The sequence below is a fragment of the Leisingera sp. JC11 genome (assembly GCF_040704725.1).
Taxonomy (GTDB): Bacteria; Pseudomonadota; Alphaproteobacteria; order Rhodobacterales; family Rhodobacteraceae; genus Leisingera.
This window is the reverse complement of sequence record NZ_JBFCVS010000002.1, coordinates 38,400-54,369: the sequence shown is the minus strand read 5'-3', so window position 1 is coordinate 54,369 and position 15,970 is coordinate 38,400. Positions and strand designations below refer to the sequence as shown.

Genomic DNA, 15,970 nt, shown 5'->3' with positions numbered 1-15,970 from the left:
CTCCATGCCCCTGTGCTGGAGGCGCACGACACTTGAAGCAAAGGAGGGAGACCGTGTTTTCAAAAATCATGGTGCCCGTCGATCTGGCCCACGCCGCCCGCCTGGACAAGGCGCTGCAAATGGCATCGGATCTCGCGCATCTTTATCAGGCCGAAGTGGTCTTCGTGGGTGTCACCACGTCCCAGCCCAGCTCTGTGGCGCATAATCCGCAGGAGTTCGCAGCCAAACTTGACAGTTTTGCAACGGAACAGGCGGACAAGCGCCGGATTACAGCTTCGGGCCATGCCGTTGTCAGCCACGACCCAGCGGTGGACCTGGAAGCAACACTGATTGAAGCCTGCAACAACATAGGGGCGGGGCTGATTGTGATGGCCAGCCATGTACCCAGTGTCAGGGACTACCTGTTCCACGCCCACGGCGGGCGGGTGGCTGAAAAGGCGCCGGTTTCGGTGCTGGTCGTGCGTGAGACCTGACCAGAGGCGCATCTGAAAACGCGAGCACCGGCTTGCAGAGGAGAAGTGTACTTGGAAGGAGGCCGCAATGGCTGACGAATCCACAAATCAGGGTATCCCCGCCCCGGAAGGCGAAGCGGATATCATCGACACAGATTATGAGATCGGCCAGGACAATATCGAAACACAGATCGGCCCGATCGGGGTCGACATTCACAACCCGGTGTTCCCGGTGTCCGGCTTTGTGATCGTGGCCTTCGTGTTCTACGCTCTGGCGCTGCCTGACCAGGCAGCAACATTCTTCAACTGGCTGCGTCCGGCAGTGACCAGCACCTTTGACTGGTTCTTCTTCGGCGCCGCGGATCTGTTTGTGCTGTTCTGCCTGTTTCTGATCGTTTCCCCCTGGGGCAAGGTGCGCCTGGGCGGCAATGAGGCAACTCCGGATTACAGCTACATCGGGTGGTTCGCGATGCTGTTCGCGGCGGGCATGGGCATCGGCCTGATGTTCTACGGCGTGAGCGAGCCGATGAGCCACTTCTCCTCGTCCTTCGGCGGCACCGCCGTGCCCGAGGGCGGAGGCGCCCGCACCGACTGGGCACCGCTGGGCGCGGCCGCGGGCGATCAGGCCGAAGCGGTGCGTCTGGGCATGGCGGCAACGATCTTCCACTGGGGGCTCCACCCTTGGGCGATCTATGCCATCGTCGCGCTGGCGCTGGCCTTGTTCACTTATAACAAGGGGCTGCCGCTCACCATCCGCTCCGCCTTCTACCCGATCTTCGGCGAGCGTGTCTGGGGCTGGGTCGGCCATATCATCGACATTTTGGCGGTCTATGCCACGCTGTTCGGCCTTGCGACTTCGCTGGGCTTTGGCGCCACCCAGGCCAATGCCGGCCTGCATGAGCTGTTCGGCGTGCCGACAGGCGCCACAACCGAGGTTATCCTGATTTCCGTCATTACCGTTATCGCGCTGATCTCGGTGATGCGCGGCTTGGATGGCGGCGTGAAGGTGCTGTCGGAAATCAATATGGGCCTGGCCTTCCTGCTGCTGATCTTCGTGCTGATTGCAGGCCCGACCGCAGTAATCCTGTCAGGTTTTGCCTCCAGCCTGATGGCCTACATCGAATACCTGCCTGCCCTGTCGAACCCGGTAGGGCGCGAGGATGTGAACTTCAGCCAGGGCTGGACCGCCTTCTACTGGGCGTGGTGGATCAGCTGGTCGCCGTTTGTGGGCATGTTCATCGCCCGCGTCAGCCGCGGCCGCACCGTGCGCGAGTTCGTGATCTGCGTGCTGCTGATCCCAAGCCTGGTCTGCGTGCTGTGGATGAGCGTGTTTGGCGGCACCGCCATTCATCAGGTGCTTTCTGACGGCTTCACCGGCGCGCAGGACGCGGCGCTTGAGCTCAAACTGTTCAAGATGCTGGGAGAGCTGCCGCTGGCCGGGATCACGTCCTTTGTTGGGATCGTGCTGGTGGTTGTGTTCTTCGTGACCTCATCGGACTCCGGCTCGCTGGTGATCGACACCATCACCGCGGGCGGCAAGGTCGACGCACCGGTTCCGCAACGGGTGTTCTGGTGCATCTTCGAAGGCGCCGTTGCCATCGTGCTGCTGCTCGGCGGCGGCCTGGGTGCACTGCAGGCGATGGTGATCTCCACCGGTCTGCCGTTCACCGTGGTGCTGCTGCTGATGTGCTGGGCCATCTTCCGCGGGCTGCTGACAGAGGCGCGCTGAGGTAATTTCCGCAAACGGAGAAACGCCCCGGCTATGAGGCCGGGGCGTTTTCCTTGTCAGCTGTTGTATTTGAAGAACCCAAGCGAGTTGCCATCCGGATCGGTGGCATAGAAGAACCGCCCGGGCGGGATTTCGATGGTCTCGGATATCACCTTGCCGCCGGCGTCGATGATGCGCTCCATCACGTCCTCCAGCTCACCCTCGGCGGTCAGATGCAGGGTCGGGCCGCGGCCATCGCCAGCGGGCTTGCCGGGATAGAGATGCAGGGCAACACCAGTCGCCTCATCGGCTGGCTTGAACATCGCAATCGGGTTCGGGCCTCTGTCGTCGATGCTCAGATCGGCACCGGTCACCTTGCTGTAAAAGGTGACTGCCGCGTCCAGGTCGCTGACGGGAAGTTCGCCCCAGACCAGGAAATCCTTTGGTGTGAAAGCCATGTCTTGTTCTCCTTGATGTGATGGAGGCAGACTGCCATGCGCTCCTGACAGTTTCCGGCATCAGGCTTGCCGCTTGACCGCACCGCTGCCGGTACGCTACCACCTTGGCGTCCTGCTTGGCCTTTTCCGCCTTGCAGGGCTGCCTGCGATCCCTCAATCCTTGTGCGGGAGCGCGGCTCGGCTGGAAGACCTGCCATGTTCGGGGTGATCCCTGGCATGTGCCGGTCGCCCCCTGAACCGCAGCGATTGAGGAGACACGCGATGAGCGTATTGGATATTGATTTCGTCCGGGCACAGTTCCCCGCCTTTGCAGAACCCAGCCTGGAAGGGCAGGCGTTCTTCGAGAACGCGGGCGGGTCCTACACCTGCCGCCATGTGATTGACCGGCTGACCCGCTTCTACACCCAGCGCAAGGTGCAACCGTATGCGCCCTATGAGGCCTCGCGCCTGGGCGGAGAGGAGATGGATGAGGCCCGCGCCCGCTTGGCCGCGCTGATGGGGGTTGCCACAGACGAGCTGAGCTTTGGCCCCTCGACCACCCAGAACACCTATGTACTGGCCCAGGCCTTCCGCAAGTTCATGAAACCGGGCGAGGCGATCGTCGTCACCAACCAGGACCATGAGGCCAACACCGGCCCCTGGCGGCGTCTGGCGGAGGAGGGGATCGAGATCCGCGAATGGCAGCTCGACCCGCAGACCGGCCACCTGGACGTGGCGCATCTGGAAACTCTTCTGGATGAAAAGGTCCGGCTGGTCTGCTTCCCGCATTGCTCCAACGTGGTGGGAGAGATCAACCCGGTGGCTGAGATCACCGCGATGGCCCATGCCGCAGGCGCCTTTGTCTGTGTCGATGGTGTCTCTTATGCACCGCACGGCCTGCCCAACGTGGATGAACTGGGCGCCGACATCTACTTGTTCTCCTCCTACAAGACCTACGGGCCGCATCAGGGCGTCATGGTGATCCGCCGGGCGCTGGGCGGGCTGCTGCCGAACCAGGCGCATTACTTCAACGCAGGCGACCTCTACAAACGCTTTACCCCGGCCGGGCCCGACCATGCCCAGGTGGCTGCCTCGGCCGGCATGGCGGACTACTTCGAGGCGCTGGCGGCCCACCACGGCCATTCAGGCACCGCCGCGGAAACCGGCGCCTTTGTCCATGACCTGATGCGCGCGCATGAGGTGAAGCTGCTGCAGCCGCTGCTGGACGCGGTGAAGGACCGCAATGATGTGCGCCTGCTGGGGCCGGCGCAGGCCGAGACCCGCGCGCCGACGGTTGCCCTGGCCCTGAACCGTGCTGCGGAACCGGTGGCGGCGCAGCTGGCAGAATTTGGCATCATGACCAGCGGCGGCGATTTCTATGCCGTCCGCGCGCTGGAGGCGATGGGCATTGATCCAGCCGAGGGCGTGCTGCGTATCAGCTTCACCCACTACACGTCCGAAGCGGAAGTCGCCAAGCTGATCGAGGCCTTGGACCGGGTGCTGTAACAAGAACCGCGCAAGGAAAAGACATGAGCAGTCAAGCCCCGGTTATCTGGTGGATCAGGCGGGACCTCCGCCTGGCTGACAATCCGGCGCTGACGGCTGCCGTGAACAGCGGCGCCCCTGTTCTGCCTGTCTGTATCCTGGATGATCAGGAGGAGACGCTGGGCGCGGCGCCCAAGTTCCGCCTCGGCCTGGGGCTGGAGCATTTTGCCAAGGTGCTGGAGAGTGCCGGGTCACGCCTGCTCCTGCGCCGCGGCAAAGCGCTGGAGGTGCTGCAGGATCTGATCGGAGAAACCGGGGCTGGGGCCGTGCATTGGTCCCGCCTCTATGACCCGCAGGCGATTGCCCGCGATACGGACGTCAAGACGCAGCTCAAGGAGCAGGGTGTCGAGGCCAGATCCCACGGCGGGCGGCTGCTGTTCGAACCCTGGACCATCGAGACCAAAACCGGCGGCATGTACAAGGTTTTCACGCCGTTCTGGAAGTCCGTGCGGGTACGGGACGTGGACAGCCTGCTGCCTGCGCCCGCAAGACTGCCCGCACCGGACACATGGCCCTCCAGCGAGGACCTGGAAGATTGGAACATGGGCGCCGCCATGCGCCGCGGCGCGGATGTGGTGGCCCGGTATTGCTGTGTGGGCGAGACGGCAGCGCAAGACCGGCTGGAGGAATTCCTGGAAGACAAGGTGGCCGCCTATAAGGACCGCCGCGATTTCCCGGGAGAGGACGCCACCTCCGGCCTGTCGGAAAACCTCGCTTGGGGTGAAATCAGCCCGCAACGGCTGTGGCACCGGGGGCGTGCCGCAATGGAACAGGCCAGTCAGGGCGGCGAGACTTTTCTGAAGGAGGTGGTGTGGCGCGAGTTCGCCTATCATCTGATGTACCACTCGCCGCACATCCTGACCGATAGCTGGCGCCAGGAATGGCAGGGTTTCCCCTGGGCGCAGGACATCACTCCGCAGGTGCAGGCCTGGCGGCGCGGGCAAACCGGATACGGCTTTGTCGATGCCGCAATGCGCGAGCTCTATGTGTCCGGCAAGATGCACAACCGGGCCCGGATGATCGTGGCAAGTTTTCTCACTAAGCATCTGATAACGCACTGGAAAACCGGGATGAACTGGTTTGCGGACACGCTGGTGGACTGGGACCCGGCCTCCAATGCGATGGGCTGGCAATGGGTGGCAGGCTCCGGCCCCGACGCGGCGCCGTTCTTCCGTGTTTTCAACCCGTCGGGCCAGCTGGAAAAGTTTGATCCATCAGGCGCCTACACACACCGCTGGATCGCCGAAGGCCAGGGCAGCCCGCCGCGGACTGCGCTTGACTTCTTCGATGCCGCACCGCGGTCGTGGAACCTCGCCCCAGACATGGCCCGGGCAGAGCCCATCATCAGCCTGCAGGCGGGCCGGGACCGTGCGCTCACGGCGTATCACGAAAGCCGTGAAACCGGCTAACGCACAGTTTTCTTGCCAGAAAGCCCTCTGCGGCCTAGCTTTTTCTTTGCAGCACGTCCGTATCTCGCATGGGGGAAGCGAATGAAGCTCACGTCCGTTGAAGGCCAGAAAAATCTGCCGCGCTATTTCCCGGCAGTGTTTGCCAAGGTGAAGGCCATGGAGGTCGGCCAGTTGGATATCCAGCTGCCGGACGGGCGCATTTTCACAGCCAAGGGGCGCAATCCGGGGCCTGCCGCCGATCTGATCATCCACCACCCCGATTGCTTTGCCCGGCTGATCCGGGAAGGCGACTTGGGCTTCTCCGATGCCTATCTGGAGGGATGGTGGAGCACTTCCGACCTGCAGGCTTTCATGGATCTGGTGCATATGGGCGCAAACACCGTCTATGACGGGTTCCCGGGCCAGGGGCTGGCACGGGCCTATGAGCGCTTCCGCTTCTGGCTGCACCGCAACCATCGCAAGCAGGCAAAGAAGAACATCGCCCATCACTATGACCTGGGCAACGATTTCTACCGGCTGTGGCTGGACGACACGATGACCTATTCCAGCGCTCTGTTCCGCAGCGGCCAGGACAGCCTGGAGGCGGCGCAGACCGCAAAGTATGCCTCTTTGGTGGACCAGATGGGGGTGCAGCCCGGCGATCATGTGCTGGAGGTCGGCTGCGGCTGGGGCGGCTTTGCCGAATACGCCGCCAAGGAGCGCGGGCTGAAAGTGACCGGCCTGACGATCAGTAAGGAGCAGTTAAGGTTTGCCCGCCAGCGCATTGAAAACGCGGGCCTCTCGGACCGGGTGGAGCTGCGCCTGCAGGACTACCGCGACTGCCGGGGCCAGTTCGACGGCATCGCCTCCATCGAGATGTTCGAGGCGGTGGGCGAGAAGTACTGGCCCGCCTACTTCGGTGCCATCCACGACCGGCTGAAACCCGGCGGCAAGGCGACGCTGCAGATCATCACCGTCGCCGACCGGCGCTGGGAGATTTACCGCAAGGGCATCGATTTCATTCAGAAGCACATCTTCCCGGGCGGTATGCTGCCGTCACCGGCTGTGCTGCGTGATCAGGTTGAAAAAGCGGGGCTAGGGGTGGTGAGGTCGATCGAATTCGGCGGCAGCTACGAACAAACACTCAAACGCTGGCACGAAACCTTCAACAACCGCTGGGAGCAGATCGCTGGCCTGGGGTTCGATGAGCGCTTTCACAAGATGTGGAACTTTTACCTCACTTCCTGTGCCGCTGCCTTTAAGACTGGAAATTGCGATGTGACGCAGATTACAGTTGCTCATCGCTGACTGATCTCGTGCCACGGAACCTGACCCCACATGCCCACCGGAGCCCGCCTGACTGCCGCATTGTCCTTGGCTTTACTGGCGTTTCTCGTGTCTTTCCTGGTGATGCCGCAGATGCCAGAGGGCACTGATTTCGGATATTTTGTGCATGTGAATGTGGTGCTGGGGCTGCTCTGCGGCTGGGTCTTCATGGGGCGGCGGGCAGGCGGCGGCCTGGTGCCCGCCATCAACAACGGCCTCACTGGCATGGCGGTGATGGTACTGTGGGCGCTGTTCATCCAGGGCACCTGGGAAATGTTTCGTCTTGCCATGAGGCACCGTTACGGCGGCCCGTTTGAAGCGCTGTCGCAGATCTTTGTCATTGCACTGGAATATTTCTTTGTTATCGCTGTGCCGTCGGTGCTGATACCGCTGGTGATCGGTGGTGTTCTTGCCGGGCTGGCAACTGAGAATGCTTCCCGCCGTTGGCGCTGAAAACATCTTTTAACAACAGGTTATCACTCGTGGCTGATCTCTTTTTCTTTGGCACGCTGCGCCATACCCCTTTGCTTGAACTGGTACTGGGCCGAAGCGGGGATGCGCTGAATGCGCTATCCGCCAAACTGCCCGGCCACGGTGTGTATCAGGTTGCGGGCCAGCCCTTTCCGGCAATCGAGGAACGCCAGGGGGCCACGGCGGAGGGGGTTCTGGTGCAGGACCTGTCGCCGGCCGACCTGGACGCCCTGAACTTCTACGAGGGCGGCTTTGGCTATGCTTTGAAACCTGTCACCGTGCAATTGGCGGACGGCGGTTCTGCCGGGGCTGAGGTCTACTTCCCGGAACCCGGCCTGTGGCAGACGGAGGAACCCTGGGACCTGGCGGCCTGGGTGGATGAATGGGGCGCGCTGTCCTTGCGCGCGGCAGAAGAGGTGATGGCCTATCACGGCCGGATGAGCGCGGAGGAGGTCGCCCGCAGTTTCCCCTCTATCCGCCGCCGCGCTGCCGCCTGGCTGGCCGGGCAGGCCCGGCCCGGAGACGGTGTGCATGATCTCTCCCGCGACGTGATCGTGCACAACCACAACCGCGCCTATCTGAATTTCTTCGCGATGGAGGAGATGGACCTGCAATTCCGCCGCTACGACGGCAGCATGAGCCCGGTGATGAACCGGGCTTGTTCCATGGCAGGCCATGCGGCGGTGGTGCTGCCGTACGATCCGGTGCGCGACCAGGTGCTGCTGGTGGAACAATTTCGCGCACCGCCGTTCATGATGGGCGACGCGCACCCCTGGATGTGGGAGCCGGTTGCCGGTGTGATCGACCCCGGTGAAACCGCCGAGGAAACCGCCCGCCGTGAAGCTGTCGAGGAGGCCGGCGTCACGGTCCTGCATCTGGAACCCGTGGCGCGGGGCTACCCGTCGAGCGGAGCGCTGGCGGAATTCATACATATTTTCATTGGCATAGCCGACCTTTCTGATGTGTCGGGCGGCGGCGGCGTGGCTGGCGAGGGCGAGGATATCCGCAGCCGCACCCTCAGCTACGAGGAAATGATGGAAGGCATCGATGCGCAAACCTATCAGGACATGCCGCTGGTAACGGCCGCGCTGTGGCTGTCACGGCACCGTGAGCGGCTGCGCGCAGAGCATTCCTGACCCGCTTCCCGCCTTGTGGTCGCCGGACCGCTTGGATACACCTTGGGGGAACGATCGAAAGGGATACTATGCGCATTGCACGCGATCTGGCTGATGCCGTCGGCCACACACCTCTTATCCGCCTGAACCGCGTCAGCGAAGAGACCGGCTGCGAGATCCTGGGCAAGGCGGAGTTCATGAACCCGGGCCAGTCGGTCAAGGACCGCGCGGCGCTCTACATCATCCGTGATGCCATCGCCCGCGGCGAGCTGAAGTCGGGCGGCACAATTGTTGAAGGCACCGCCGGCAACACCGGCATCGGCCTGGCGCTGGTCGGCGCCTCGATGGGTTTCAAGACGGTGATCGTGATCCCGGAAACCCAGTCCGAGGAAAAGAAGGACATGCTGCGCCTGGCGGGTGCCCAGCTGGTCCAGGTGCCTGCGGCGCCCTACAAGAACCCCAATAACTACGTGCGCTATTCCCAGCGCCTGGCCGAGAAACTGGCCAAGACCGAACCCAACGGCGCGATCTGGGCCAACCAGTTCGACAACGTGGCGAACCGCCAGGCCCATGTGGAAACCACCGGCCCGGAAATCTGGGAGCAGACCGGCGGCAAGGTGGACGGTTTCGTCAGCGCCGTCGGATCCGGCGGCACCCTGGCGGGCGTGGCCGAGGCGCTGCAGCCCAAGGGCGTGAAGATCGCATTGGCCGATCCGATGGGGGCGGCGCTTTATTCCTATTACACCACCGGCGAACTGGCGTCCGAGGGCAGCTCGATCACCGAGGGCATCGGCCAGGGCCGCATCACCAAAAACCTCGAAGGCTTCACCCCGGATTACAGCTATCAGATTTCTGATGCAGAAGCGGTGCCTTACGTCTTTAACCTCTTGCACAACGAGGGCCTGGTGCTGGGCGGCTCCACCGCGATCAACATTGCCGGCGCGGTGCGCCTGGCCAAGGACATGGGCCCGGGCAAGACCATTGTCACCGTGCTGTGCGATTACGGCACCCGCTACCAGTCCAAGCTGTTCAACCCGGACTTCCTGCGTGAAAAGAACCTGCCGGTGCCGGAGTGGATGACCCATACGCCGGCCTCGATCCCCGGTGTTTTTGAGGACGTATGACACCTTTTATAACCGCTTTGCGGAACCTGCTGCTGGGGCTGGTCCTTGTGACCGGCCTCGCAGCGCCTGCGCTGGCTCAGTTTTCTGCTGAAGCCCGCGCTTATTATCAGGACTGGCTCAAGACCGCAGACCGCGCGGAAGACGTGATCGACGCCAGCCGCGCTTCCAACGCCGCATTGGAAACCCTGCGCAAGGAGCTGACCAGCTACCGCCAGCGGTTCCTGGAGGCGCGAACGGAAAACGGCGACCGTATCAAGACACTAGAAGGCCAGATCAGCGCCCTGGGCAAGGCGCCGGAGGAGGGCGAAAGCGAACCCGAGGACATCGCCCGGCTGCGTGCCTCGCTGGAAGAGCAGCTGCGGGACCTGAAGGTGCCGCGCATCGTCTCGGAAGAGGCCTACAGCCGTGCAAACGGCCTGATTTCCGAAATCGACAAGATCATCCGGGAGCGCCGCACCCGCACCCTGCTGGAGCGCGGACCATCGCCGCTGAACCCGGAACATTGGCCCGGTACGCTGCGGACGCTGGGGCGGTCGGTCAGTTCCATCTGGAATGAAACCGCCGCCAGGATCGGCAGCGCGACTACCGCCGAGCGGGTGAGCAACAGCCTTCCTGCGCTTCTTCTGCTCCTGGGGTTCGCAGCGTTTCTGCTGTTGCGGGGGCGGCCTTGGGCCCATGCGGCGGGCGACTACCTGCGCCAGTTCGGCAGCAGCGGCCGCGGCGTCTGGGGCTTTGTCGTTTCCCTGCTCGAAGTCATCCTGCCCTTTATCGGCATTATCTGCCTGGCCGCCGCGGTGGAGCTGTCGGGCATACTGGGCAGCCGCGGTTCGCTTTTGCTGGACTATGTGCCGGGATGGGCGCTGGTGATCCTGTCGTTCCACTGGCTTGGCAACCAGCTGTTCTCCAACAGGCTCGACAACGATCTGGTGCCGGTACAGGAAGGGCGGCTGAATGAAACCCGGCTGATGGTCGATATCCTGGCGGTGATCCTGGTGATGCAGGACGCGCTGGTAAAGCTGGAAAACATCGAAACCATCCCGTCCTCCGTTCATGCTGTCGCCAGTTTCCCGCTGATCACCGCGGCGGCGCTGGTGATGCTGCGGCTGCACCGGATCGGCGCCAAACGGCGCCAGAAGCAGACCGCGGACGCCGAGGATGATGGCGCCATCGCCGCCGGGGCCAACCGTGTCTTAACACTTGTGCGGCGCGCCTCCTATCTCCTGGGCTTCATTTCGCCGCTGCTGGCTGCGCTCGGCTATGTCAACGCGGCGGAGGCGCTGATCTACCCGGCGGTTTCGACCCTTGCCCTGCTGGCTGCGCTGCTGGTTGTGCAGCGCTTCCTGGGCGACGTTTACGGCTGGCTGTCGGGCAAGGGCTCAGCCGCCCGCGACTCGCTGTTTGCGGTGATGATCGGCTTCCTGCTGGCGGCCCTTGCGCTGCCGCTCCTGGCACTGATCTGGGGCGCGCGGGTGGCGGATATGACCGAACTGTGGTCGCGCTTCCTCGGAGGCTTCCAGATCGGCGATACCCGGATTTCGCCAACCGCCTTCCTGACCTTTGCTGTGGTCTTTGCCGCAGGCTATGCGCTGACCCGGTTGGTGCAGGGGTCCTTGCGCAACTCGCTCCTGCCCAAGACCAAGATCGACCCGGGCGGCCAGAACGCCATCACCTCGGGTCTTGGGTATGTCGGCATCTTCCTGTCAGCGGTGATCGCCATTTCCATGGCGGGGCTCGACTTGTCCTCGCTCGCCATCGTGGCCGGTGCGCTGTCGGTCGGTATCGGCTTTGGCCTGCAGAACATCGTGTCGAACTTCGTCTCCGGTATCATCCTGCTGATCGAACGACCGGTCTCTAAGGGCGATTGGATCGAGGTCGGCGGGCTGATGGGCTATGTGCGGGACATTTCAGTGCGCTCGACCCGGATCGAGACCTTCGACCGCACCGACGTGATTGTTCCGAACTCCGACCTGATCAGCGGCACCGTCACCAACTACACGCGAGGCAACACCGTGGGCCGGGTGATCGTGCCGGTGGGCGTCGCCTATGGCACCGACCCGCGCAAGGTCGAAGCCATCCTGACCGAGATCGCCAAGGCGCATCCGATGGTGCTGCTGAACCCGGCGCCTTATGTGGTGTTCCAGGGCTTTGGCGCCGACAGCCTGGACTTTGAGATCCGGGCGATCCTGCGCGATGTGAACTGGGTGCTGTCGGTGAAATCCGACATGAACTATGAAATCGCCAAACGGTTCCAGGAGGAGGGAATCGAGATTCCCTTCATGCAGCGCGACATCTGGATCCGCAATCCGGAGGTGCTGACGCCGTCCAAGCCGTCCGCTGCGGCTCAGCCTGCCGCGGCCTCCGCTTCCGCTCCGCCTAAGCCGGATCTGGACGATCTGCAGCAAGACGCAGGAGATGATGCTGACTCCGATGGAGACGCTGATGCCGACAAGTGAACCGCTGTTCCGCAAAGACGCCTATGCGCGGATGACTGATGCCAAGGTGCTGGCCCATTCCGATCAGGGCGGGGTCGTTTTGGACCGGACCTTGTTCTATGCCACCGGCGGCGGCCAGCCCGGCGACAGCGGCCAGCTCCTGTGGGCGGGCGGCCAATGCTCCATCGCAACCACGGTCAAGGGCGAGGATGGCGCGATCATCCTGGTCCCGCATGAAGATGAGGTGCTGCCTGCCGTGGGCACCACAGTGACCCAGACGCTCGACTGGGACCGCCGCTATGGCCACATGCGCGTCCACACGGCGCTGCATCTCCTGTCCGTGGTGATTCCGCTGGAAGTGACCGGCGGCTCGATCGGCGCCGACAAGGGGCGGCTTGATTTCAACATGCCGGAGGCCCCGGAAGACAAGCAGGCGCTGCAGGACCAGCTTCAGGCGCTCATCGACCGCGACCTGGAGGTGACGGAGGACTGGATCACCGACGCCGAACTGGATGCCAACCCGCAGCTGGTGAAGACAATGTCTGTCTCGCCGCCGCGCGGGGCAGGGCAGGTGCGGCTGGTTCGGATCGGCACCGCAGACGAGCAGGTGGACCTGCAGCCCTGCGGTGGCACCCATGTGAAACGCACCGGTGAAATCGGCCGCATCCGCCTTGGAAAGGTTGAGAAAAAGGGCAAGCAGAACCGCCGCGTCTACCTGCATCTGGAGGCCTGAAAAAGTTTTGGGGGTAAGTGAAGTTTTTGCAGTTTCAGCCCTTGCAATTCCCCGGCTGATCCTTCAAAAGCCCCCTCAACGGAGAGGTGGCCGAGTGGTCGAAGGCGCACGCCTGGAAAGTGTGTAGGCGGGAAACCGTCTCCAGGGTTCGAATCCCTGTCTCTCCGCCACCCACAATCGTCTCATTTTTCCATGTCCATTTCCTGCCGAATTACGGCGTGCTTCCCGCCGGTTATGCGGCGTATCTGACCGCAGAGACGTACCGTTCTCCACGGTTTCCCAAGCTAAAACACAGGTGTCTCAGTTCGCCAGAAACGCGGGTCCGCTTTCAGGTGGTTTTCCCTGTTCAGGCCCGATTTACAGGGTGTTTTTAGCATTTGCAGCGATTTCGTCCGTCGCGCCGGCTGTTTATGCGCGCAATAACAGTGAGTTGGGGGCGATTTCCCTGGGTGGCGGAACAGGGAGCTTTCAGAGGAGAACAGGGAATGCCCGTGTGCGGAACAGGGAAGCCATCCGCGCGAGCAGGGAACAGGTCAGGAGCAGAAACCGAGGGCCCGTTCCTGAGCGTGCCATTCCAATGGCAAGGCGCTGCGCAGGAGACGCTTCAAGGTCAGATGCACTGGCTGGGAACCGTCTATGATTGCGGTCTGGATTTTCGGCGAGAGGCCTGCGAGTGCAATGATGCGGGCGGCGTAGCGTTCTGAAACGTTCACGTCGGTGGCGAGCCGTTTCAGAGGCGTGCCGGATCTCAGGGCGTCCGACCAGCGGTGGGCGTTGCGCAGCGCCCGGATCATCGCGGCGTCCGGCGCCGGGGCATAGCTGCCGGCAACGATCTTCATCCCAGCACCGCGGCGGCGGCAGGTGAACGGCCGGTTGATCTTCAGAATGCAGGGGTTCAGTTCGTCTGCAGGCAGGCTTGTGGCAAGGGCAATGGCACCGGCATCGAGGTCGATCGCAATGCGGCCGTTTCCAAGAACTCCGCCGGTGATCAGTGTTGCAGCACTGCGGACACCGCCAGCCCGTATCTGGCTGGTGAGCATGCTCACGGTTTCCGATGCACCGGCGGACTGGAGAGCGTCATTGCTGCTGAGAACGGTGTGGCGGCCGGCATGTTCCGCGAAGTGATCGGCCACGAGGGACGCAACGGTGGCCTCGAAGGCCGGAGCAGGCAAGCGCCAGCCGGTCGGATCGGCACCGCCGGAGATCAGGCGGTTGGAGATATAGTAGCGCAGCCGTTTGCCGTTTTTCCGGGTGTGGGTGGGAGTGAGCAAGTCCCCGGTTTCTTCCCGGAACCTGCCTTTCAGCGGTGCAGCATCGGTGATCGGTGCGCCGGCCGCCGCGCCCCGCCGCCGCGCGCTGGCGGCTTGCAGCATATCCTGAACCTCGTCCCACAGGGCCTGGTCAATGATGGCTGGATGCTTGCCGGGAAAGCTCTTCTCTTTGTGCCGGATCAGCCCGAGATAGATTGGGTTGGTGAGGATCTTGTGGATCTGGCCCCGGCTCAGCCTGTTGCCACCCTGCTCCCTGCCGGTCGAGAAGACATGGAATTTCGAGCGCAGGCCGAGGGTCTCGGCCTCGCGGGTGACGGCATTGAGGCAACGATGGGCGGCATAAAGGCCGAACAACTGGCGGACGACGTCGGCCTCTGTCGTGTTCATGACCAGTTCCCGCCGCGCCGGGTCGGGATGCGGGTCATAGCCGAGTGGCGTGACACCGCCCATCCATAGCCCCTTCTTCTTCGACGCGGCGATCTTGTCACGGATCCGTTCTGCGGTGACCTCGCGCTCGAACTGGGCAAAAGACAGAAGCACGTTCAGGGTAAGTCTGCCCATGGATGAGGATGTGTTGAACGCCTGGGTGACCGAGACGAAGGAGCAGTCTTTCGCTTCAAGCCGCTCGACGAGTTTGGCGAAGTCGGCGAGCGAGCGGGTCAGACGGTCGATCTTGTAGACCACGACCATATCGACCCGGCTGGCATCAATGTCTGCGAGAAGCTGTTGCAAGCCAGGGCGATCGAGGGTTCCGCCGGAGATGCCGCCGTCATCGTAGCGGCCGGGCGACATTTTCCAGCCCTCGTGGCGCTGGCTGGCGATATAGGCGGCACAGGCCTCGTGCTGGGCGTCGAGCGAGTTGAAGTCCTGGTCAAGCCCTTCTTCTGAGGACTTGCGGGTGTAGATCGCGCAGCGGATCCGGGGCTTGCTCATGATCTTGCCTTTCCGGTCAGGCCGAAGAACCGCGGCCCCGACCAATGGGCACCGGTGATCTCCCGGGCGATCGCCGAAAGAGAGCGCCAGGTCCGGCCGTTCCAGAGGAGCCCGTTCTCTCTGACTTCGACCGCGTGAGTGACGCCGTTCCACTCGCGCAGCAGGCGGCTGCCCGGCTCGAGGGCGGCTGTCCTGGACCGTTGTCCTCGGCCGTCATCCTGCGTCAGCACCTTCCGGACCCGGGCAGGCAGACCACCGGAGCTGCGGGTCTGGATCTCGGTGGCCAGGAACCGGCGCAGGAAGGACTGGCTCAGCCCTTTCGGAACCGGCGTGCAGAATATCCCGGTCCAGGCCGCGATCAACGCGGCCCGGTCCATGGTCTCGAGATCTGCGATCCGGATCATTCGGCCGCCTCGGGTTCGGCAGTGATCCGATACAAGGACTGGCCGCCGTTCCCGGCGGCCGCCTGCCGCTCGACTGTATGACCGGCCTTCCGCAATCCGCTCAGGGCCGACCGGGTCGAATGAGGCTGCCAGCCGGTGGCCTTGCAGATCGCCTCGACGCTCGCACCTTGCGGGCGGGCAAGCATTGCGCGCACCTTCTCTGTCTTGGTCTGTTTCGGTTTGGGCATGGATCTTCTCCTCGATCTTACAGGCCGGCGGGATGCCAGCCCCGGTACCGAGGAGAGCCCGGCGATTGCGGGCGCAGGACCAGTGACGCTCTATTCGGGACAGCAGTCCAGCTCTTTCTGCAGCGTCTCATCGCGTACCAGGTTACCGATTCTTCGTCGATAACGATCTGTTTTAAATGTGTTTTTCCACATCATCTCTTGATACTTCGCGATGGCTCACGTATCTAAGGTGCGATCGCTGGCGACGGCGGTCACGACATACCCTGAAGTCTCGCGCCATTGGGCGTTAAACAAGTCGAGCATCTAGGGCAACGAGCTGGATCAGGAGATCCGGTGGTTGCTGGATGCTCCGCCACTCTCCCGATCTTTAACACAGCAGGCTGAAACGCCTTTAAAGTTAGGAG

General features: G+C 63.0%; 14 protein-coding genes and 1 tRNA gene. 11 read left to right on the top strand and 4 right to left on the bottom strand.

Annotation, left to right across the window (positions count from 1 at the left end; all coding sequences use genetic code 11):
• Window positions 1-53 precede the first annotated feature (53 nt).
• Both AB1A62_RS02020 and AB1A62_RS02015 read left to right on the top strand, forming a co-directional pair.
• A complete protein-coding gene (locus tag AB1A62_RS02020) occupies window positions 54-473 on the top strand; it encodes a universal stress protein (RefSeq protein WP_366659559.1) in 420 nt (139 codons plus the stop codon).
• 67 nt (window positions 474-540) lie between these two features.
• On the top strand, window positions 541-2,181 hold the full coding sequence (locus AB1A62_RS02015) for a BCCT family transporter (RefSeq protein ID WP_366659557.1): 1,641 nt from the start codon (window positions 541-543) through the stop codon (window positions 2,179-2,181).
• Window positions 2,182-2,237: 56 nt separating this feature from the next.
• Here the strand turns inward: AB1A62_RS02015 and AB1A62_RS02010 are convergent, their stop codons facing one another.
• On the bottom strand, window positions 2,238-2,618 hold the full coding sequence (locus AB1A62_RS02010; protein WP_366659556.1) for a VOC family protein: 381 nt from the start codon (window positions 2,616-2,618) through the stop codon (window positions 2,238-2,240).
• A 261-nt stretch (window positions 2,619-2,879) separates the two neighbouring features.
• Here AB1A62_RS02010 and AB1A62_RS02005 point away from each other — a divergent pair, with 261 nt between their 5' ends.
• The 9 genes from AB1A62_RS02005 (at window position 2,880) to AB1A62_RS01965 (ending at window position 12,901) form a co-directional block, all read left to right on the top strand.
• Window positions 2,880-4,103, top strand: a complete 1,224-nt coding sequence (locus tag AB1A62_RS02005; protein WP_366659554.1) for an aminotransferase class V-fold PLP-dependent enzyme — start codon at window positions 2,880-2,882, stop codon at window positions 4,101-4,103.
• Between the two features lie 23 nt (window positions 4,104-4,126).
• The gene (locus AB1A62_RS02000; RefSeq protein WP_366659552.1) at window positions 4,127-5,551 is read left to right on the top strand and encodes a deoxyribodipyrimidine photo-lyase; all 1,425 of its coding nucleotides are present in this window, start codon (window positions 4,127-4,129) and stop codon (window positions 5,549-5,551) included.
• A gap of 81 nt (window positions 5,552-5,632) precedes the next feature.
• The gene (locus tag AB1A62_RS01995; protein ID WP_366659550.1) at window positions 5,633-6,838 is read left to right on the top strand and encodes a cyclopropane-fatty-acyl-phospholipid synthase family protein; all 1,206 of its coding nucleotides are present in this window, start codon (window positions 5,633-5,635) and stop codon (window positions 6,836-6,838) included.
• 30 nt (window positions 6,839-6,868) lie between these two features.
• Window positions 6,869-7,309, top strand: a complete 441-nt coding sequence (locus tag AB1A62_RS01990; protein WP_366659548.1) for a TrgA family protein — start codon at window positions 6,869-6,871, stop codon at window positions 7,307-7,309.
• A gap of 29 nt (window positions 7,310-7,338) precedes the next feature.
• Window positions 7,339-8,463 carry an NUDIX domain-containing protein gene (locus AB1A62_RS01985; protein ID WP_366659547.1) on the top strand — a complete coding sequence of 375 codons (1,125 nt, stop codon included), beginning with the start codon at window positions 7,339-7,341 and terminating at the stop codon, window positions 8,461-8,463.
• Window positions 8,464-8,531: 68 nt separating this feature from the next.
• Window positions 8,532-9,566, top strand: coding sequence for a cysteine synthase A (locus AB1A62_RS01980; protein WP_366659546.1), 1,035 nt, complete (start codon window positions 8,532-8,534; stop codon window positions 9,564-9,566).
• Window positions 9,563-12,019: a DUF3772 domain-containing protein gene (locus tag AB1A62_RS01975; protein ID WP_366659545.1), complete on the top strand. Its 2,457-nt coding sequence runs from the start codon at window positions 9,563-9,565 to the stop codon at window positions 12,017-12,019. The genes AB1A62_RS01980 and AB1A62_RS01975 overlap by 4 nt, the downstream gene beginning before the upstream one ends.
• A complete protein-coding gene (locus AB1A62_RS01970; RefSeq protein WP_366659543.1) occupies window positions 11,979-12,731 on the top strand; it encodes an alanyl-tRNA editing protein in 753 nt (250 codons plus the stop codon). The genes AB1A62_RS01975 and AB1A62_RS01970 overlap by 41 nt, the downstream gene beginning before the upstream one ends.
• 80 nt (window positions 12,732-12,811) lie before the next feature.
• A tRNA-Ser gene (locus AB1A62_RS01965) sits at window positions 12,812-12,901 on the top strand.
• A 363-nt stretch (window positions 12,902-13,264) separates the two neighbouring features.
• On the opposite strand, the gene AB1A62_RS01960 is transcribed toward AB1A62_RS01965, so the two are convergent.
• Genes AB1A62_RS01960 through AB1A62_RS01950 form a run of 3 tightly spaced genes read right to left on the bottom strand, consistent with a single transcriptional unit; the run spans window position 13,265 to window position 15,566 of the window.
• A complete protein-coding gene (locus AB1A62_RS01960) occupies window positions 13,265-14,935 on the bottom strand; it encodes a recombinase family protein (RefSeq protein ID WP_366659541.1) in 1,671 nt (556 codons plus the stop codon).
• Window positions 14,932-15,339, bottom strand: a complete 408-nt coding sequence (locus AB1A62_RS01955) for a DUF2924 domain-containing protein (RefSeq protein WP_366659539.1) — start codon at window positions 15,337-15,339, stop codon at window positions 14,932-14,934. The genes AB1A62_RS01960 and AB1A62_RS01955 overlap by 4 nt, the downstream gene beginning before the upstream one ends.
• Window positions 15,336-15,566, bottom strand: coding sequence for a DUF3489 domain-containing protein (locus AB1A62_RS01950; protein ID WP_366659537.1), 231 nt, complete (start codon window positions 15,564-15,566; stop codon window positions 15,336-15,338). The genes AB1A62_RS01955 and AB1A62_RS01950 overlap by 4 nt, the downstream gene beginning before the upstream one ends.
• Between the last annotated feature and the right edge of the window lie 404 nt (window positions 15,567-15,970).

What these genes read in the sequence shown, in the direction of transcription:
- AB1A62_RS02015 (WP_366659557.1), top strand. Translation starts at nt 541, where the DNA reads ATGGCTGACGAATCCACAAATCAGGGTATCCCCGCCCCGGAAGGCGAA.
- AB1A62_RS02010 (WP_366659556.1), bottom strand. Translation starts at nt 2,618, where the DNA reads ATGGCTTTCACACCAAAGGATTTCCTGGTCTGGGGCGAACTTCCCGTC.
- AB1A62_RS02005 (WP_366659554.1), top strand. Translation starts at nt 2,880, where the DNA reads ATGAGCGTATTGGATATTGATTTCGTCCGGGCACAGTTCCCCGCCTTT.
- AB1A62_RS02000 (WP_366659552.1), top strand. Translation starts at nt 4,127, where the DNA reads ATGAGCAGTCAAGCCCCGGTTATCTGGTGGATCAGGCGGGACCTCCGC.
- AB1A62_RS01995 (WP_366659550.1), top strand. Translation starts at nt 5,633, where the DNA reads ATGAAGCTCACGTCCGTTGAAGGCCAGAAAAATCTGCCGCGCTATTTC.
- AB1A62_RS01990 (WP_366659548.1), top strand. Translation starts at nt 6,869, where the DNA reads ATGCCCACCGGAGCCCGCCTGACTGCCGCATTGTCCTTGGCTTTACTG.
- AB1A62_RS01980 (WP_366659546.1), top strand. Translation starts at nt 8,532, where the DNA reads ATGCGCATTGCACGCGATCTGGCTGATGCCGTCGGCCACACACCTCTT.
- AB1A62_RS01975 (WP_366659545.1), top strand. Translation starts at nt 9,563, where the DNA reads ATGACACCTTTTATAACCGCTTTGCGGAACCTGCTGCTGGGGCTGGTC.
- AB1A62_RS01970 (WP_366659543.1), top strand. Translation starts at nt 11,979, where the DNA reads ATGATGCTGACTCCGATGGAGACGCTGATGCCGACAAGTGAACCGCTG.
- AB1A62_RS01960 (WP_366659541.1), bottom strand. Translation starts at nt 14,935, where the DNA reads ATGAGCAAGCCCCGGATCCGCTGCGCGATCTACACCCGCAAGTCCTCA.
- AB1A62_RS01955 (WP_366659539.1), bottom strand. Translation starts at nt 15,339, where the DNA reads ATGATCCGGATCGCAGATCTCGAGACCATGGACCGGGCCGCGTTGATC.
- AB1A62_RS01950 (WP_366659537.1), bottom strand. Translation starts at nt 15,566, where the DNA reads ATGCCCAAACCGAAACAGACCAAGACAGAGAAGGTGCGCGCAATGCTT.